Source organism: Congregibacter variabilis (genome assembly GCF_045689235.1).
Taxonomy (GTDB): Bacteria; Pseudomonadota; Gammaproteobacteria; order Pseudomonadales; family Halieaceae; genus Congregibacter; species Congregibacter variabilis.
In genome coordinates this window covers 2,411,801-2,431,216 of record NZ_CP136864.1, presented here as the reverse complement: position 1 = coordinate 2,431,216, position 19,416 = coordinate 2,411,801, and the positions used below count along the sequence as shown (strand labels likewise).

Sequence of the window (19,416 nt, the reverse complement as noted above, 5' to 3'; positions counted from 1 at the left end):
CAAATGTTGTTTGTTCTGTTTTGTCCGCGCATTTTTTGATCGCGCTAATACTCGGGCAGACCCTTTTGCCGAAGGCGGAGCTGATAGTCGTAAAGAGACGGTATGGACCCGATCTTCTCGTTCAGTCTGGTGACGTAAGCCTGCGGCCGGTAATCGAGTTCGAAGTGGCGATTACCGTGGAGGCCGATGATCCGGGCATCGGGTCCTTCGTCAACGCCCTGGATCGTCACAGTTTCGTCGGAGCTGGCACCGCCGGTGATCAGTATCCGTAGGTTCCAGCTGGTGTTGTAGGCGCCGTGTCCCGGTTGCCAGTAAGGCGCACCGCTGCCATCAAATACCGGGGCTGCCGGCCCATTGTCCGTGGAGCGTGCGGGCATGTGAAGTGTCACTTGATCGTAGAGATTCTGGTGATTGGCCCCCGCGTGCTGATCGAGTGTTGGCGTAACGAACACCTCCGCATTTTTGTACACACACTTTGTCGACTGGGTGTTGAACGTTAGGGAGTGCCGAACGGGATTCATCACTCGAAGATCTTCGATCAGCACGTTGTGCACATTTCCAAGATGTACGCCGTAGTGCGCGGGCCGAGATCCATCAGTCACGATGTTGGAGTAAGTCAAATTGGCGCTACTGTAGCTAAGGATGCCGCTGTCTGCGTTGGTGATGCGCACGTCTCTAACCCAGGAATCAAACGAGCTTGTGAAGTAGATGCCGTTGTAGCCTTGCTCCAGGTGATGGCCGAAGTGAGGAGCGACGGGGAACTCGAGGTGTAGATCCTCAACGCCCACATTCACAAGGCCATCCCAGGGTGAGAGCTGTGCGGGTATGGTCTCGTTGATGTCATGAAGCAGAGCGTCGGCGAGCGTAAGTGTTCGCCCATCTACGCTCAGCACTCGCAATGTCTGGCGCACGAGCGGCCGCTCGGGAAACGACCAGTGATGAGAGCCGGCCAGCTCTGAGTGGCTTCCGTAAAGCGATTTAATGATCCCCGCTTCGGGGCCGTCGCGGTTGATCCACTGAATCTGGAGGATGTCGCCTTTCTTGATCGAGCCCGTGTTCGCGACTTCTACTGTGCTCTGACCGCGCACACCGCTAGTGATGTCCGTGATTTTCGTGGGTTGTGGGTCCCTGTCGGCGAGATAGGCAGCGGGTCGTGAGCCTGGCTTTTGTATCCAGATGAAACCGCCGCTCCACGAGTACTCGGAGAAATACTCGTTAATGTTCCGTTGTGGCTCAACCTGCCGCTTATCCAGGTTCCTGATGTACTGCCGTAGTTCGTTCAGCGATGGGGACTTGTCTACCTGGTTAAGGGGACGCGGGAAAAAAAGGCTTGTGCCGTTTTGACCGGAGCCCATGCCTCGCAGTGTGATATCCGAGCGCTCGATTTTCAGCACACCTGAGATGCGGTAGCGGCCCTTTTCGAAACGAACGACAACAGGGCCTTTCGTATCTTGTGCAGCTTTGAGCGCGGCTCTGACGGCCTGTGTATCATCCAGGCTGTCGTCGGCCTGGGCACCGAATTCGCCCACGCTGATGACGCCCCCGGCAGCGTGGGGGAGGGGCTCTACACCGTTTTTGTATCCCGCATAAGAAAAGTCCGGAAGAAAATTTCCGTCTAAAAATGTCTCTAAGGACATTTTTGAGGGTGGGCTACTTAGGCTATCGTTCCGCTGGCCCCCGGGGGCTTCCTGGGATGCCTTAGCTCCAGCGAATATGCTAAAAAAAACTATAATTATTAGTAAGTTATGTTTCACGGCGTTATTCTTTCTATTGTGCTGCAATTCCTAGGGAAGATATCGCGCTTGGCTCGTTCAGGCAATAGCTAATTTTTCGAGCGATTTATGAGAGGCCTAAAGAAAGTATTGACACCGGTGACATTTTTCGTATTCTGCATCAAGGAACACATAACGAACCTCAATACAAAACAATAATTCTTTTGAAGGGGATAAAGCAGTGAAACCTAATCTAGAGCTATCTAAGTTAGCGATTGCCGTTGCGGCCATCGTATCCACGTCTGCAGCACTCGCTCAGCAAAGCACCGACCCAGCCTCAGCGACCGCCGAAAACCTGATAACCGAGGAGGTTGTTGTCAGGGGTATTCGCGGCTCTCTCGCTGGTGCCATCGACCAGAAGAGGAACGCCGATAGCCTGGTCGAAGTGATCATCGCCGAAGATATCGGCAAGCTGCCTGACCAGAACCTTGCAGAGGTGCTGGAGAACATCACGGGCGTACAGATCACCCGAACCGCCGGTGTGGGCACCGGCGTCCAGATTCGCGGCACCAATGCCAACCAGGTTTTGTTCAATGGTGTTGCCACAGCGGGCTCTGGATCAGGACGTAGCGGCATCGATTTCGAAGATGTGAACCCGGCCATCATTTCCGCGGTGGAGGTCATCAAATCCCCTGAAGCCAAAACCATCGAGGGCTCCGTCGGTGGCACGGTGAACCTGAAGACGATTCGCCCCCTTGATCTATCTGAGCAGCTCGCTTCGATCCAGCTTCAGGCAGAGGACAGCAGTCTGAGCGAAGAGGGCTTTCAGCCAAGATTTTCCGGCGCCTACGGCAATAGCTGGGATACCGGTATCGGCGAAATCGGTTTCGTAATCACCGGTAGCTACACGGAACAGGAATCAGTTTCTTTCCGTCCCAGAACGGACCGCGATAACCGCTCATCGCCCCCAGGTGCTGATCCTGCGGAGTTCCTGGGTATTCAGTTCCTTGTGCAGGAACAGGAAAACTTTGACTACGAGACCACCAACCTGGCTACCACCTTTGAGTGGAAGCCCAGCGACCGTCTCAAACTTAGCTTCGACGCCATCATCAACGAGCAGGAACGGAGTCAGGACAGCTACCGTTTGCAGGCTTCCGGGGTGAGCGCGTTTCGGAATGTGAGCATCCCAACGGCGTTTGAAACCGTCGACTTTGGCGTCGGCCCTGGCGTGTTCCCCGCAGCTCTGCAGGGAACAATCGAGCCCGATCTCGCTCTCGACGATGACGACCCGAATCTTCGCTACTCTACTGACACCGGCTCTCGCGTTACGGACAGCCAAGTCTTCTCTTTAGCTGGGGAATACACGGGTGATCGCTGGGTGGCTCGGGCCGAAATCGCCCGTACCAGCAGCGATACCACCAACCCCAATCTCAGCACCACGCTGAACTTCATTAACCCCAATTGTCCGTTGGATGGCACGAGCAACGATAACTGCGTGCCTTTCCAATATGACTTATCGGGTGGCACGCTGGCGTGGGGTATCAACCCGAATTCGCCCTTTGCGCCGTCGGCGGCTGATCTTGTGAATCCCGCGAATGTCGTCCTGGATCAGGTGATCGTCGGTAACAACAGCACAGAGAATGAAGACAACGCGGTTCGTTTTGACTTCACATACAACTTCGACTGGAAAGCGCTAAGTTCTGTCGATCTCGGTGTTCGCTACAACGAGTCTTCCAGCGTGTTTAACAACATCCAGGATCGTATTGGTGGCTTTAGCCGCATGGTCGATAGCCCCAACGGGCTGCTGTTCGAGGAACTGCTGGTTCGTGGCCCCGACAACTACGGTGATGCCGACAGCCGTACACTGTTCATTAGCGACTTCCTGCTTGTCGACCCAGACCGCTCCTTCTCGGATCCCGAGGGCGTCATCGAAATTCTGCAAAACGCAGTGATCGAGCACGATCCTGAGAGCCCAGATATTCTTGATCTGCAGTCGGACCAGAACCAGTTCTACGACGTGTCTGAAGAGACGACCGCTCTGTATGCCCAGGCAAACTTTGAGTTCGGTATCTTCCGAGGCAACCTGGGCTTCCGCTATATCGAGACGGACATCGACTCGGTCGCTTTTGGGCCGGAAGATGCAAACGGTATGCGTCAGCTCCAATCCACAAAGGGCAGCTACGACTTCATCCTGCCGAGACTGAACATCGCGGCGGAAGTTGCTGATGGTGTGATTGTCCGATTGGGTTACGGTTCTGACATCCGTCGTCCCGACTTTAATGACCTCAACACGGCATTCACTTTCGACAATCAGGAGAACACGGCGGTAGCACTGGGTAACCCGGGCCTCGAGCCTGAGGAAGTCGATTCCTTCGACATTTCTGCGGAGTGGTACTTCGCGGAAGCCGCTCTGGCGAGCGTTGGTTACTTCCGCAAGGAGCGCACCAATATCTTCGGTCAGGACTTCGAAGGTGCGGCGCTCCTACCAAGTGACACCACGCCCGGCGGCCTGGCGCGGGAGACCGATCCTACTTGTCCTGGCGGCGGTATCTACAACCCGACGGTAATACCGAACGTGCTGGGCGACCCCGACACCACGGGCCTCTGTGTTGACTTCACGCGTCCTGGCAACGACGCCGAGACCACGAAAGTCGACGGCATCGAGTTGCAGCTCCAGTACAGCCTCGCAGACTTTGAAGATCGTATTGGCTGGGCTTCTGGATTCGGTGTGATTGCCAACTACACGAAGCAGGAGTTCAGCGGCGGTTCGGCGGAAGACTGCACCTCTGGGCGCGGCGAGCAGGTGCTCGGTGAGGTCTGTCTGCCTCGCGGCTTACTCGACTTTTCTGAGGACGCGTATAACTTCACGCTGTTTTACGAGAAGTACGGCATCTCTGCCCGGATGCGTTATACCTGGCGCGAAGGGTTCCGAACACAGGACTTTGGTGGCGGCGCGAACACCAGTGGCAGCAGTACCTTTAGCTTTCCGGTTAACACGCTTGATCGTGGTCAGCTGAATGCCAATGTCTCTTACGCCGTCAACGACAACCTCAGCTTCGTCCTTCAGGGCGTAAACCTCACGGAGGAGCGTATCGATCAGCGCTGTGTGAGTGAGACTGGTCCTCTTTGCTTCGTCGGTCTTCCAGACCGTCGCATCGTGATCGGCGCGAGCTACCGCTTCAACTAATCGGGCGCTTGTCCCGACACCCCTCGGGGTGTCGGGGCTCTATTCATCTTATTTGTTCCTTCCGTTTCACCCGAGCGTGAATGAGGGTCAGCAGCTTATGTTGTGTAATGAAGGCGTCTTTGTTGATGCCAATGAAGAGGCCACGACGTTGAACGCGATTTCCGAGCGTTTGGTCAGTGCACGTCTGAATGCTCGGCCTCTCACGGGCTATCCAGGGGATCTGCCGGAGAATCTGGAATCTGCCTACAGCATTCAATCTCTGTCCATCAGTGTATGGCCAGATGAGATTAGTGGCTGGAAAGTTGGCGGCGTGCCGGAGGCCTTTCAAGCCAAGTTCGGCGCTGAGCGTTTGTCCGGTCCCATCTTCAGGGAGGCGACACATTCGGTGGGAGAAGGAGGGACAGTTTCCATGTCCGTCTTTCGCGGTGGCTTTGCAGCTATTGAGGCTGAGTTCATTGCCGAGTTTGCAGTGTCGATTGGACCTGGTGAGATTGATCAGTCAGAAATCGATATCACCGATCTTCTGTCTACGGTCTACATCGGAGCCGAGACCGCGAGTAGTCCCATGGCGGATATCAATCGTCTGGGCCCCGTAGCGATCATTTCTGACTTTGGAAATAACGCGGGACTCGTGATCGGGCCCAAGGTCGAGGACTGGCGAAATCGGCTGGCAGAGCAAATCACCATTGCTGTTACCGTTGATGGAGAGCGGGTGGGCACCACAGTCGCGGCGATGAAAGAAGGCGTATTTGCGGCGGTCAGCTTCCTCATCGAATTATGCGCGGGGCGAGGCATCCATATCCCCGCGGGCACAATGGTTTCTTGCGGGGCATTGAGCGGTATCCATGATGTGGAAGTCGGCGCTCTAGCGCAGGTGCATTTCGATGGGCTTGGGACCTTCGGAGTTCAATTCACAGAAAGACGGCCGGCAGTGTAGGCTGCGCTCTGTTATTTGACTATGCGGAGAACAGTGTGGGACGCAGCAATAAAAAGCCGGAAGTGGATTATGCCGCGGCGGCAAAGCGATGGGCCGAGAGTAACTCTAGTGGACGCAAACCTACGATGCAGGACGTTGCTGATCTTGCAGGCGTCTCCAAGAAGACCATCTCGCGGATCATCAATAATTCGCCGTCGGTCAACGAAGTCACGCGCAGAGGGATTCAGGAGCTTATTCGGGAGGTTGGCTATCGCCCAGATCCGCAGGCGAGGGGGCTTGCCTCAAATCGGTCGTTTCTGGTGGGCCTGATAACGGATAACCCGACACCTCAGTACGTGGTGAATATCCAGCACGGGATCCTCGATGTTTTGCGCCAGACAGGTTACGAGTTGGTGGTTCATCCCTGTGACCGCAAGAGTGATTCGTTTTTGGAAGATGCCAAGCGATTCATTGAGGTACAGAAGCTCTACGGCGTGATCTTGACGCCGTCGGTATCGGAAGACGAGCGGCTGGCTGAAGTATTGAGGGGGCTAGGTTGCGCTTACATTCGCATTGCATCTATCGCGCTGGATATGGAAAGCCGGATGATCGTCACTAACGACCGTGAAGGCGGTAAGGATGCTGCTCGGCACCTTGCCAAGCTGGGCCATACCCGCATTGCCTGCGTGACCGGTCGACGAAGCTTCCGATCTTCCACGGAACGTATTGCCGGTTTCGAAGAGGGGCTGGCCGAGTACGGTTTGAGCGTGCCTCCCATGTACATGCTCGGTGGTGATTACACCTTCGAATCCGGGCTTGCCTTGGGTGCGGACCTGCTCGACCTGGACCCACCGCCCACGGCGGTTTTTGCGGCAAACGATGAAATGGCGGCAGGCATTCTGCAGGCGCTACATGTGGCCGGGCATACGCCGCCAGAATCACTGTCTGTGGTTGGCTTTGATGACTTCGAGACGGCGACCCGAGTGTGGCCGAGGCTGACTACCGCCAGAACACCGGCACGAAAGATTGGTCGGCTCGCCGCAGAGCGGCTCTTTGAGTTTTATGACGGCGATCGGGAGACCGTCGCTGAAAACGAAACAATGCCAGAACTAGTCGAGCGAGATTCGACGCGACGCCCCAGTCACTGAATTCCACTGTTGTGGAGCGGGATCAGTCTGGGCCTGAAATAGCGAGTTGTTCGCGGAGCATGTTTTCGCGAGACGAAACCCAGGAGTGGATTGATGGATCAGCCGTTTGATCTGAGCGGTAAAACCGCTGTTGTAACTGGTGCCAATACGGGGTTGGGCCAGGCGATTGCGATCGCGTTAGCAAAGGCCGGAGCACGTATCGCACTGGTAGGGCGTTCGGCGCCTGACGAAACGGTCGCCAAGATCGAACACTTAGGTGGCGAGACGGCTGTTGTCATGGCCGACCTAAGCCGCAGCGAAGTGGCCTCGGAGGTCATTGCAAAGTCGGAGTCGGCACTGGGCCCCGTCGACATCCTGGTAAACAATGCAGGGATAATCCGGCGTGAAGATGCCCTCGAGTTCTCGGAATCCGACTGGGATGACGTGATGGGCACCAATCTCAAGGTACCGTTCTTTCTGGCGCAGGCTGCGGCCCGATCAATGACTGCGGGCAAGCGTTCCGGAAAAATCATCAACATCGCGTCTTTGCTGTCACTGCAGGGCGGTATTCGCGTCGCGTCGTACACGGCGAGCAAAAGTGGGTTGGCGGGTCTGACTCGATTGCTTGCTAACGAGTGGGCGTCCATGGGCATAAATGTGAACGCCATCGTGCCAGGTTACTTCGCCACCAATAACACGGCGGCTCTTCGGGCTGATGAGCAACGTAATCGCCAGATTCTGGAGCGAATTCCTGCGGGCCGTTGGGGAGATCCTGAGGATCTGGGTGGGGCGGCGGTTTTCCTTGCCTCGCGCGCTTCGGATTATGTGCACGGCACTCTGATCCCCGTTGACGGGGGATGGATGGGGCGATGATCCGCCGACGGAGTCTGCTGCTGGCGCCGCTTTTGCTCTCGGCATGTGCCGAGCGCAAGGGAGCGCGGCCGCTATTTGCGGCGGATTCGCAGCCCGAGAACTACCCGACGACGCAGGGGCTGTTTGCCATTGATCGCCTGCTCAATGAGCGCACTAATGGTGAGATGCGCGTGCGCGTGTATCCCGGTGGCCAGTTGGGCGCTGAGAAAGACACACTCGAAATCGCCGTCTTCGGCGGTCTCGATCTGACGCGGGTCAATCTCGGGCCGCTGACATCGGTGGTGCCGGTCACCTCGGTGCTCGCTCTACCGTTCCTTTTTGCATCCATTGAACACGCGCGGGCGACCTTCGATGGTCAGACGGGGCGACGCATTCTCGATGCCATGATGCCGTATGGCCTCAGGGGTATGTGCTTCTACGACTCGGGGGCCAGATCCTTCTACAACACCCAGCGCCAGATTCGTTCTCCCGACGACATGGCCGGGATGAAGATTCGCGTGACCAACTCGGATATCTATGTGGCGATGGTCGAAGCCCTGGGTGCGAATCCCACACCCATTCCCTTCGGTGAGGTTTACCAGGCACTCATTCAGGGCGTGGTCGATGGGGCTGAGAACAACTACCCCTCCTATGAAGGTACCCGTCACTTTGAGGCGGCCGGTCACTACAGTCTGACACGTCACGTAATGGCGCCCGAAGTGCTTGTGGCATCACGTCGCAGCTGGGACAAGATGACCGCAGAAGAGCAGGGCTACCTGCAGGCAGCGGCTACCGAGTCAGTGCCCATTATGCGGGAGCTGTGGGATGCACGAGTGGCGAAATCCCGGCAGCGTGTTCTCGATCATGGCGTAAGTGTTGTAGAGAACGTAGATCAAGCGGCGTTCGCCGAGCGCATGTCTCCGGTCTGGGATCGCTTCGTGACCACGCCAGAGATGCGGGCGATCGTTAACGATGTTTCGTCGACGCGAGCAGCGTTTGGAGGTGCGAGTGACTAACGCGGTGGAAGAATTCAGCGGGAAGATAAGTCTGCTCTCCAAGTGGGTGGCTAGTATCGGTCTTCTTCTGATGACGGCAGTTATCGTGGTTCAGGTGTTTTCCCGGTACGTCCTCAATGACAGCCCGGTGTGGGCTGAGCAGGCGGCACTGCTCTTGATGATCTGGTACGTGTTTATTGCGGCTGCAGCTGGGGTTAGAGAGGGCTTCCACATCCGAATCGCGGTTATAGCTGAGTCCCTGCCAGAGGGGCCACGGCGATGGGTGCGCTTGCTGACTCATTTACTCGTTCTTCTGTTTGGGATTGCCATGGCAGTGTTTGGTGCTCAACTGGCGGCGGCGACGTGGGAGCACGTCATTCCGACGCTGGGTCTGTCCCGGGGACTGGCTTACGTGCCCATCTCTATTTCAGGCGTCCTCATCGTCGGGTTTTCGGCGGAGCAGTTGTTCGCCGACCTGCGCTCAAAAGAAGTGGTACCTCTATGGAACTAGCGTTACTCATTGGAGTTCTGCTGCTGCTTCTGGTCATGGGGTTGCCAGTGGCGTTCGCGTTGGGGATCGCTTCTCTCCTGACGTTCTATGTTCTCGATATTCCCTTGATCGTTGCATTTCAGCGTATGGCCGCAAGCATGAATATCTTTGCGCTCATGGCGATTCCGTTCTTTGTCTTTGCAGGCGATCTAATGCACCGAGCGGGAATTGCGGAGCGCTTGATTCGCGTTGCCGATGCGGCCCTTGGGCAGCGCCGCGGTGGATTAGGCCAGGTGGGTGTCGGTGCTTCCATGATGTTTGGTGCGGTGTCGGGATCCGCCATTGCCAGTGTGTCTGCCATCGGCTCAACGCTGGGCCCGATGATGCGTGACAAGGGCTATGACCCGGACTACGTGGTGAATGTTTCTGCGACCTCGGCGGTGACGGGGCTGCTTATTCCACCTTCCCACAACATGATCATTTACGCCGCCGCAGCGGGCGTGAGTATCTCCTTGGCCGATCTGTTCCTCGCGGGAATTGTGCCCGGTGTGCTTACAGGCCTGCTCCTGATGTTTTCGGCCTATCTGGTGGCACGCAAAAGAAATTATCCAAAAGGCGAGTTCCCCGGCTGGCGGGCCTTTGCCATTTCCTTTGCTGGCGCTATCCCGGGATTGCTCTCCGCTGGCATCGTTGTCGTTGGTGTTTTGTCAGGCGTGTTCACGCCCACAGAGTCCGCGGGGATCGCGGTGGTGTATACCATCGTTGTCGCGCTGTTCGTATACCGCTCTCTCACCTGGGAGCGATTTTTCGCAGCGACGACCGCGTCCGTGCGCACCACAGCGATGGTGATGATCATTATCGGCGCCGCCGGCGCTTTTGGCTGGCTGCTTGCACTCCTGCAGGCGCCTGCGCAGCTGGCTGATCTCCTACGTGGCATTACGGAAGATCCGTTGCTGCTCTTGCTGCTAATTAATCTGGTGTTGCTGCTTCTTGGGACCTTCATGGATATGGCGCCCCTGATCATCATTACGACGCCCATCTTTTTGCCCATGGCGACCGATCTGGGTATGGATCCGGTACATTTCGGGACCATGCTGCTGCTTAATCTCGGTATTGGTCTGGTGACTCCGCCCGTTGGAGCGGTGCTGTTTGTGGGCTGCGCGATCGGGAAGATTCCTATTGAACAAACGGTAAAGACCATCTGGCCTTTTTACGGCGCGTTGTTGTTTGCGCTAATCGCGGTGATCTACATACCGGGTCTTTCCCTTTGGCTTCCGGGGCTACTCAATTGAGCAACTTCAATCAGTCGTTGTGCGTGATCCGACAGAACTCGAAACCTCTCCAGTCTGGCATTACCTCGCGCGCTGTATTCGCAAGGAGAGTTAACCGTGGCTAGGGTCAGTGTGTTCGGCGAGCCGCTTTTGGAGATCGCCTCCCAAACGGCAGGACAGGTCCTCGGGCCGTCGGTGCTCGGGGTTGCGGGAGACACGCTCAATACCGCGGTTTACCTCTCTCGTCTCGGTCATGACGTGAGTTTTATCACCGCCCTTGGCACAGATGCTTACTCGGACGCGCTGCTCGGTCGACTCACGGACGAAGGCATCTCCGTGGCGTGTGTAGGGCGTCACCCCTCGCGAATACCGGGGCTTTATGCCATTCGGACTGATGAATCCGGTGAACGGTACTTCGTCTACTGGCGCGATACTTCCGCGGCGCGTGCATTCTTCGATCTCGATGATGCCGACGCGCTTATCGAGTCCGCCGTATCGTCAGACCTCTTTTACTTCTCCGGCATTTCCATGGCCATTTTGTCCGGGGCTGATCGCGACCGCCTGTTAGGTGTCGCTCGTCGCTGCCAGGGCGCTGTGGCGTTCGATGGTAATTACCGTCCTTATGGGTGGAGTTCTATCGATGAGGCGCGTCGCTATCTGGAGCAGGTGGGGGAGGTCGCATCGATCGTTATGCCCACTAGTGAAGATGATGATGCGCTATTTGGAGGCGCTGAGCCGCTGGATCACGGCAAGCGCTGGCGTTCCTATGGTGTCGATACTGTTGTTGTCAAGAACGGACCTGACGGCGCCTGGCTCATCGATGGGACGGATGAGGTGACTCACGCGCAGGTAGACGAAGTCATTCAGCCCCTCGACACCACAGGAGCGGGCGACAGTTTCAATGCGGCTTTTCTCGCCGCGCACCTGCATGGCGAGTCTCTGGCCGATGCCGCTCGCGCGGGAAACCGTTTGGCCGCTCGCGTCATTCAGGAAAGAGGGGCTTTGATACCTCTTGCGAGCATGCCCTGATACTCCCATGAAAATAAATGGCATTGTTTTGAATTATTTTAAAAACCATCGGTTCCCCAAAAGTCAGCTCGTCGGCGTATCGGGGACAGGGCTGCCTTATCGCCAAGCTGCCGCACTGGTTGGGCTTCGTTCGGTACTCTGCGGGCTCTGTCTGCTCTTGTGCACAGTGAGTGCATCCGCCGGCGAAACCCTTGTGCGTACGCAGAGTGAGTACCACAGCGCGGTGTCTGGTGCACAGCCGGGTGACGTCATCATCCTCGCAAGCGGCGTGTGGCACGATTTCGAAATAGTCTTCTCAGGAAATGGTGAGCCCCAGAGCCCCATCACCCTCCGGGCAGAAACGCCTGGGGAAGTGGTTCTTAGCGGCGAATCCAATCTGCAGCTCGCAGGACAGCATCTTCTCGTCACGGGTCTGGTTTTCCGCGATGGATACTCGCCGTCGGGATCGGTTATATCGTTCAGGATTGGCAAGGAGAACCTCGCCAATCACAGTCGCGTGTCCGAAGTCGTCATTGATCGGTTCAATAAGCGGGATCGTCAGGATCCCGACTATTGGGTCGCTATGTACGGCCGCCACAACCGCTTTGATCACAACCACTTGCAAGGAAAGACCAACAAGGGCGTCACCATGGCGGTCCGGCTGGATTCTGCCAAGAGCCTGCAAAACCAGCACCGAATAGACCATAACTACTTTGGGCCTCGCCCAGTATTTGGTTCCAACGGTGGAGAGACGCTTCGTATAGGAACGAGCCACTATTCCCGAGAAATGTCTCAGACCATTGTCGAAGATAACTACTTTGAGCGCTGCGATGGTGAAGTGGAGATTGTCTCCAATAAGTCGGGTGGCAACGTGTTTCGAAGAAACGTGTTCTACGAATCCCGGGGCACGCTGACGCTGCGTCACGGAAATGACAATCTGGTAGAAGACAATATCTTTATCGGCAATGGCGTTGATCACACCGGTGGTATCCGAGTCATTAACCGCCGTCAGACCGTCAGAAACAATTACATGGAAGGGCTCAAGGGCTACCGCTTTGGCGGGGCATTGGTGGTGATGAACGGCGTCCCCAACGGTCCTATCAATCGCTATGACCCCGTTGAAGACTCGATCATCGAGCACAATTCCCTGATCGACAGCGACCATATCCAGCTTGCGGCCGGCAGCGATGCGGAGCGTTCAGCAACGCCCCAGCGCACCACCTTCACCCGCAACCTGATATACCACCGCGACCACCGTGATACTTTCACGGTGTACGACGATGTTCGGGGAATCACCTTTGAAGGCAACCGTATCAACGGGGTCGAAGATCCTGTGCTGACAGACGGTTTTGCCAACGAGGCGTTTGAGGTGCGCCGTGCCGCCAATGGTTTGTACTACGCCACAGACCCGACGCTGGCAGAGGTTGGCGTCGCCAAAACGCTGCAAGCTCTGAACCGTGATGCCACCGGTGTTGACTGGTATCCCAAGCCCCAGTTTGGTGAACGCTTTGGCTCCGGTGAAACCATCAAGGTGAGCCCCGGAAACAACGCGCTATCGAGCGCCATCGCGCATGCCGCAGAGGGCGATACATTGGAGCTCAGTGCCGGTGAGTACTTTGAAAGCAAAGTGCTTGCCGTGGACAGGGCGATTACGATCCGTGCTCCCCAGGGCGCATGGATTGAATACGAGCGTCCCACCTTGTTTGAGATTCAGGACGGCGGCTCTCTTTGGCTCGACGGCGTCACCGTCTCGGGCCGCAGTGCTCCTGACTATGCCGGTAATAGTGTCATCCGGACGAGTCGTTACGGCTTGCTGACTAACTATGAAATCCGCGTCGACGGTTCAGAGTTTCGGGATCTGAATGTTAATCGGTCGTTCCATTTCCTCAATGCAAACAAGTCCTCCCTGGCGGATCACATACAGATTAACGACTCGGAGTTTCAGGCGATCAGCGGATCGGTACTGAAACTCGACCGGGAAAACGACGGTTTGGGTATCTACAGTGCTGAATACGTGACGATCCGGGATTCCAAATTCGAAGATATTCAAGGGCCGTTGGTCAGTCTCGCCAGATATGGTCGTGACGAAAGTACCTTTGGTCCTCATCTGACGCTGACGGGCTCAGAGCTGCGTCGAGTAGGTACCGGTCAGCGTTCTGAGGTCAAAGCATCGGTTTATATCCACGGGGTGCAGGTCAGCACGATTGCTGACTCCCGTTTTGAAGACAGTGCGCCGATTGCCGTGGAGCATACGGTGGGTGAGCCGGTCACCCTTATTCAGAACAACACTTTCCAGCGCACCCCCGAACCGACAGCGGTCGAGCTCGTGACCGGAGGTCCCCCAACGGTTTCGCTGCGGGGCAACAGCTATGTTGCCGGCGAACAATGAGCGATCGAAGCAGGAGCTAGAAGAATGAAAATAAGGAACTTGCGCTGGTGGGTTGTCGGCTTGATCGCACTCGCCACGGTCATCAACTATATCGACCGGCAGTCATTGAATGTTCTCTGGCCGCAGATCTCCGCTGAGCTTTATCCGGACAAGACCGAAGACGAACGCAAGGAGATCTATGCCTTGATCTCGGTTATCTTCGTGTTCGCCTACGCGTTCGGTCAGGCAATTTTCGGCCGGGTGTTCGACCGCGCGGGTACGCGCATGGGATTCGTATTCGCCATCGGCATTTGGTCCGTTGCGACCGCCATGCATGCCTTCGCGAAAGGCCTGGTTACCTTCAGCCTGTTCCGCGCAATACTGGGTGTTGCGGAGGCGGGTAACTGGCCCGGTGCTGCAAAAGGCAACGCGGAGTGGTTCCCATCCGTTGAACGCGCATTAGCGCAGGGTCTCTTTAACTCAGGCGCGGCGATTGGGGGGATTATTTCGATTCCACTCATTGCCTATCTTTCAATTCACCTTAGCTGGCAGTCGATCTTTCTTCTCGTGGGTGCTGTTGGATTACTGTGGCTGGTGCCGTGGCTCCTCATTGTTAAGGCGCCGCCGGGATCTCACCCCTTTATCACTGAGGAGGAGCGAACATTCATTCTCGAGGGGCAGGTGGACCAGACGGGCGACGAGGGTGAAGCAGAGGCCTACACACCTAACACCGTCGAACTGCTAAAGCGCAAGGAAAGCTGGGGAGTGATCATTGCGTCAGCGGCGATCGATCCTATCTGGTGGCTCTTCGTTTTCTGGATCCCCATCTACCTCGCGGAGGTCTATGGAATGGACGTGAAGACCATCGGGATCTATGGGTGGGTGCCGTACGTGGGAGCCATGTTTGGCGCCTGGTTCGGTGGTCTACTGGCGCGGAATCGAATCAGCAGCGGATGGAGCGTCGATCGCTCTCGCAAACTTACGATTTCCCTGGGCTGTCTGATCATGCTGCCGTCGCTGCTTGCTATGGCGAATCCTGGTAGTCCTGTGGGCGCGGTGTTGCTCATGGCGGTGATCCTCTTCGGTTTCCAGACGGCGATTGGCAACGTGCAGACGCTGCCGAGCGATCTGCTCGGGAAAGGCTCCGTGGGATCCCTCGCGGGACTGGCCGGCATGGCCGCCAAGCTCGCCGCCGCGGGGCTCACTGCCCTGGTGCCCTGGCTCACTGCCGGCGGCAACTACACGCCTGCCTTCGTTATCGGCGCGGTCCTGGCGGTAGTCGCTATGGCCAGCGTGTGGGTGCTTTGTCCGAAGATTGAGCTTCTTGAGCCAGTAAACGGCCCGGCGCACTAAATTGAATCCATAACCGACGGGATGCCTGGCACTGGTGTCGCATCCCTCGCATACCAATGAGGAAGTACAGATGAAGTTAGAAAACAAAGTGATTGTGGTCTCTGGTGGGGCACGGGATATCGGCCGCGAGGTCGTGCTCAAGTTATCGCGTGAGGGTGCAAAAGTGGTGGTTAACTACTACGGCTCCACTGAGCAGGCGAAAAAGACAGAGGGAGATGTTCGGGCCGCGGGCGGTGAATGTGTTTTTCTTCAGGGTGATATGACAAGCGCCGGAGACGTCGCCAGCCTCGTTGCCGCGGGCGTAGATGCCTTCGGCGATCGCATCGATGGTCTGGTTAACGTGACCGGCGGACTTGTTGCGCGCAAAACCTTGTCGGAGATGGACGATGATTTCTTCTCCCAGGTACTGCGGCTCAACGTGAATTCAACGTTCATGCTAACCAAGGCTTGCGTACCGCACATGGGTGATGGTTCGGCGATCGTCAATCTGGCGTCGCAGGCGGGCAGAGATGGTGGAGGTCCTGGTGCTTCGGCTTATGCGGCATCGAAGGGCGCGATCATGACATTTACCCGATCTATGGCGAAGGAGCTCGGCCCCCAGAACATTCGCGTTAATGCGCTTTGTCCCGGAGTGATCAGCACCACGTTCCACGACACCTTCAGCAAAGATGAGGTTCGGAAAAACATCGCAGCCTCTACGCCGCTGCGTCGTGAGGGTCATCCTTCAGAGATCGCCGACATCACAGCGTACCTGCTGTCTGCGGAATCCTCGTTCCTGACGGGCGTTAACCTCGATACCAACGGTGGGCTACTGTTCTCCTGAGTATTGAATCATCGAGAGGGTCAACGGGTGATACGAGCATTCACTTGCCAGGAGTATTGATTTGAGAGTTTTCTTCAAACGTTTTGCTTCCTGGCTTTTTGTGGCTGCCTCGTTAAGCCCTCTCTCGGGATTTGCCATCGAGCACCCGGGTCTTCTGCTCACGCGTGACGGGGTCGAATCGATCCGGGCCAACCTCGGTAAGGCGCCGCTCTTCGACCACAGCCTTCGTAGTGCAAGGGAGGATGTGGATCGGGAGATCGCGCTGGGCATTGACGTACCCATCCCGCGGGATTTCTCCGGCGGTTACACCCATGAGCGGCACAAGCGTAATTTCTTTGTCGCCCAGAAGGCGGGGCTTCTCTACCAGATTCTTGATGAGCCTCGCTATGGCAAGTACGTGCGGGACATGCTCCTGGAGTACGCCGCGCTGTATCCAACGCTGCCGCTCCATCCGAAGGAACGCTCCTACGCGCGAGGTCGCTTATTCTGGCAGTGCCTGAATGATGCTAACTGGCTGCTTTACATGGCTCAGGCGTATGACGCTGTCTACGAATTCCTGAGTGTCGAGGATCGTGAGCTGTTGGAGCGGGATCTTTTTCGGCCCTTCGCGGACTTCATCTCTCTCGAAAACCCGCAGTTCTATAACCGAGTCCACAACCATAGCGCATGGGGTAGTGCAGCGGTTGGCATGATTGGTGTCGCCATGGGCGATGAAGTGCTGATTGATCGTGCACTTTTTGGCTTTGAGGCCAGCGTCGACAGTGACGCGCGTGACAACGATGGTGGGCTCATTAGCTCGGATGGGCAGGGCCGTGGGTTTCTGGCCAATCTGGATGCGCCGTTTTCGCCGGACGGTTATTACACGGAAGGTCCGTACTATCAGCGTTACGCCATGTATCCGTTCCTTGCGTTCTCAATCGCCATGGAGAACGCCTATCCGGACAAACTGGTGCTGCAGCAAAAAGATACCGTGCTGGTGAAGGCCACCTACGCGCTGCTGAATCTCGCAGATTCCCAGGGTGAATTCTTCCCCATCAATGATGCCCAAAAGGGAATGTCTACAAGCAATAGCAGTCTCGTTACCGCTGTAGACGCAGCCTACCTCTATGGCGATCAGGATCCTGCCCTTCTTTCGGTGGCGAGGGAGCAAGGGCAAGTTGCCCTCGACCAAAGCGGCATGGCCGTGGCGTTGGCTGTTGAGGAGGGGCGTGCGCAACCGTTCTTGAAGCGATCCGTGATTTTGCGCGATGGCCCTCGCGGGGAGCGCGGTGGAATTGCTGTGCTTCGCGATCCCGACGCCGGGTTGGAGACCGTGTTCAAGTTTAGTGCTCACGGTTTGAGTCACGGGCATTTTGATAAGCTGGCCATCGCGGTTCACGACGACGGTCGCGAAGTACTGCAGGACTACGGTCTAGTCCGGTTCGTCAATATTGAACAAAAGGGTGGGGGCAACTACCTGCCCGAAAACAGATCCTGGGCAAAGCAAACGGTGGCCGCTAACACGCTGGTTGTTGATCGTCAGACTCAGTTTGATGGTGAGTACGACGCGTCGAGTCGTAATCATTCGGACCTGCTGTTCAGCGATATTAGAGACGACGGCTTTCAGATTGTCAGCGCAGGCGAAGAGAATGCTTATGCAGGCAGTGTCATCCAGCGAACGGTGGCCATGCTTCGCTCCCCCAAAAACAACCCTGTTGTCATCGATGTCCTTCGCGTGATCAGTGATAGCCATCGCACTTACGACCTACCGTTTCACTACCTCGGGCAAGTTATTCACAGCAACTTTAGCTTGACCCAGGATAAAGAACTCCGCGTCCTGGGCGATGGTCACGGTTATGAGCACCTATGGCGGGAAGCCGTGGGTGAGGGCATTGGAACCTCTGCTACATTTACCTGGCTTGATGGGGGGCGCTTCAACACCATTACAACCGCGATCGAGAAAGATGACGAACTGTTTCTGGCACGATTGGGTGCGAACGACCCTGATTTTAACTTGCGGCGCGATCCCACTCTGATTATTCGCAGAGAGTCGGGTGGTGCAACTGTTTTTGCCTCAACTATTCAGTCTCATGGGGGCTACGACCCCGTATCCGAGTCAGCCGTGGACGTTCCCGGCGATGTGGATCGCGTTGAGGTTCTTCTCAGAACGCAAGCCTACGACGCTGTGGGCATCCACTGGCATGGTGGAGAGAGGTCTTTGCTCATCGTTGCCCACCGCGATGTGTCGGCCGGCCGGAACCACAAGCTTGAAATTGCTGGGCGTGAGTATAAGTGGAGGGGTCCTTTTCACTGGGTTCCCGTTCTGTAGTTATCGTTTAGAGCTGACCTCTGAATTTGCCCAGGACCGCTGCCCAGGCTTGGTGCAGACTGGGATCAACGCAATGCGGCCCCTAGGAGAACCCTCCAAGGGCTTACTCCTGCACTGCGAAGCAGTAAAACAAACCATCCCCGCCGGAGCTGATCAGCGCAGCCTGACTGCAACCCCTGGAATCATGAGCGGAGTTCCATGCTGCGTAGTCATGATGGCCGACGCGGGCTTTGTCACTGTCGGAATTGCTAGTCCAATTCTTGCAGCTCATATCGTTGTCGTCGGGATAGGCGGTCCCATCAGTTTGGGAGCCCGTGAGGATGTCATGGCGGTTGGGGGCATTGCCACTGCCGGGAATACTCCGACCACGTTCGTCGATTGCTGTGTAAGCACTGATCCGGTTAAGCACGCTATGCAGCTGCTCTATGTCAGTCGCGATGCGATTGCCTCTGGCGTTGTACCAGGGGCCCGATCCGACTCGGTCACGAGCGTTGACGGCATTTTCACCCTGAGTACTGAGATACGCGTGCCAGGTGTGGTTGCCCGCGCCGACGGATTCGGCCAACTTCTGACAAATGGCATCGGCGCCTTTGAGTCCCCCTAAGTTGCCGCCGCCCCCGGAGCCCGCGCTTGTGAGGAAAAAGGACATCGGCTGGACTGGCGCTTGGGCCAGGGCAGCGTTCGTGATGAGTAAGCTGTAAAGCGCCAGACCTGTCGCGAGGACTGTGTTTTTCTTGAGCATCTTCGTATTCCTCAAATAAGCGTGGAACTCAAACGTTATCGCTGATGATATCAAGCAGCTCTCGCGGGCGTTGATAAATGTTTAGTCACCGAATTTGCTTTAAATCCGCGACCTCTGGGGCCAAGTTCGAAATTACCCAAGATTTTGACGACCCGATTATCGACGATTATCGACGCATGCTCATTGCAAACGATATTCACGTCGTTGGTACTAAGAACATCATCGCTGCCTGATATTGGCCGACGATAGTAGTACCCAGTCTCC

At 56.5% G+C, this 19,416-nt stretch carries 15 protein-coding genes; 13 read left to right on the top strand and 2 right to left on the bottom strand.

Annotated features, from left to right (window positions below; genetic code table 11):
• Nucleotides 1-44: 44 nt before the first annotated feature.
• Nucleotides 45-1,637, bottom strand: a complete 1,593-nt coding sequence (locus R0135_RS10675; protein ID WP_407346825.1) for a glycosyl hydrolase family 28-related protein — start codon at nt 1,635-1,637, stop codon at nt 45-47.
• A 316-nt stretch (nt 1,638-1,953) separates the two neighbouring features.
• On the opposite strand from R0135_RS10675, the gene R0135_RS10670 reads away from it, so the two are divergent.
• The 12 genes from R0135_RS10670 to R0135_RS10615 all read left to right on the top strand — a co-directional run bounded on the left by R0135_RS10670 (nt 1,954) and on the right by R0135_RS10615 (nt 18,410).
• Nucleotides 1,954-4,899: a TonB-dependent receptor gene (locus R0135_RS10670; protein WP_407346824.1), complete on the top strand. Its 2,946-nt coding sequence runs from the start codon at nt 1,954-1,956 to the stop codon at nt 4,897-4,899.
• Between the two features lie 97 nt (nt 4,900-4,996).
• Nucleotides 4,997-5,836 (top strand): 2-keto-4-pentenoate hydratase, encoded by an 840-nt coding sequence (locus R0135_RS10665; protein WP_407346823.1) that lies wholly within the window; start codon nt 4,997-4,999, stop codon nt 5,834-5,836.
• A gap of 35 nt (nt 5,837-5,871) precedes the next feature.
• Complete coding sequence (locus R0135_RS10660) at nt 5,872-6,963, top strand: LacI family DNA-binding transcriptional regulator (RefSeq protein ID WP_407346822.1); 1,092 nt, start codon at nt 5,872-5,874, stop codon at nt 6,961-6,963.
• 93 nt (nt 6,964-7,056) lie between these two features.
• Nucleotides 7,057-7,815: a 2-dehydro-3-deoxy-D-gluconate 5-dehydrogenase KduD gene (gene kduD, locus R0135_RS10655; RefSeq protein WP_407346821.1), complete on the top strand. Its 759-nt coding sequence runs from the start codon at nt 7,057-7,059 to the stop codon at nt 7,813-7,815.
• Nucleotides 7,812-8,810 (top strand): TRAP transporter substrate-binding protein, encoded by a 999-nt coding sequence (locus tag R0135_RS10650; RefSeq protein ID WP_407346820.1) that lies wholly within the window; start codon nt 7,812-7,814, stop codon nt 8,808-8,810. The genes kduD and R0135_RS10650 overlap by 4 nt, the downstream gene beginning before the upstream one ends.
• A complete protein-coding gene (locus R0135_RS10645; RefSeq protein WP_407346819.1) occupies nt 8,803-9,300 on the top strand; it encodes a TRAP transporter small permease in 498 nt (165 codons plus the stop codon). The genes R0135_RS10650 and R0135_RS10645 overlap by 8 nt, the downstream gene beginning before the upstream one ends.
• On the top strand, nt 9,291-10,571 hold the full coding sequence (locus R0135_RS10640) for a TRAP transporter large permease (RefSeq protein WP_407346818.1): 1,281 nt from the start codon (nt 9,291-9,293) through the stop codon (nt 10,569-10,571). The genes R0135_RS10645 and R0135_RS10640 overlap by 10 nt, the downstream gene beginning before the upstream one ends.
• 96 nt (nt 10,572-10,667) lie before the next feature.
• On the top strand, nt 10,668-11,579 hold the full coding sequence (locus R0135_RS10635) for a sugar kinase (RefSeq protein WP_407346817.1): 912 nt from the start codon (nt 10,668-10,670) through the stop codon (nt 11,577-11,579).
• Between the two features lie 193 nt (nt 11,580-11,772).
• A complete protein-coding gene (locus R0135_RS10630; RefSeq protein ID WP_407346816.1) occupies nt 11,773-13,947 on the top strand; it encodes a chondroitinase-B domain-containing protein in 2,175 nt (724 codons plus the stop codon).
• Between the two features lie 24 nt (nt 13,948-13,971).
• Nucleotides 13,972-15,279 (top strand): MFS transporter, encoded by a 1,308-nt coding sequence (locus R0135_RS10625; RefSeq protein ID WP_407346815.1) that lies wholly within the window; start codon nt 13,972-13,974, stop codon nt 15,277-15,279.
• Between the two features lie 70 nt (nt 15,280-15,349).
• Entirely contained in the window at nt 15,350-16,102 is a 753-nt protein-coding gene (locus R0135_RS10620; protein WP_407346814.1) for an SDR family NAD(P)-dependent oxidoreductase, read from the top strand.
• A 61-nt stretch (nt 16,103-16,163) separates the two neighbouring features.
• Nucleotides 16,164-18,410, top strand: a complete 2,247-nt coding sequence (locus tag R0135_RS10615; protein WP_407346813.1) for an alginate lyase family protein — start codon at nt 16,164-16,166, stop codon at nt 18,408-18,410.
• Between the two features lie 103 nt (nt 18,411-18,513).
• Here R0135_RS10615 and R0135_RS10610 read toward each other — a convergent pair whose 3' ends face one another.
• A complete protein-coding gene (locus tag R0135_RS10610) occupies nt 18,514-19,152 on the bottom strand; it encodes a hypothetical protein (RefSeq protein ID WP_407346812.1) in 639 nt (212 codons plus the stop codon).
• Between the two features lie 77 nt (nt 19,153-19,229).
• Between R0135_RS10610 and R0135_RS10605 the strand changes: the two genes are divergently transcribed.
• Nucleotides 19,230-19,385, top strand: coding sequence for a hypothetical protein (locus R0135_RS10605; protein WP_407346811.1), 156 nt, complete (start codon nt 19,230-19,232; stop codon nt 19,383-19,385).
• The last annotated feature ends 31 nt before the right edge of the window (nt 19,386-19,416 follow it).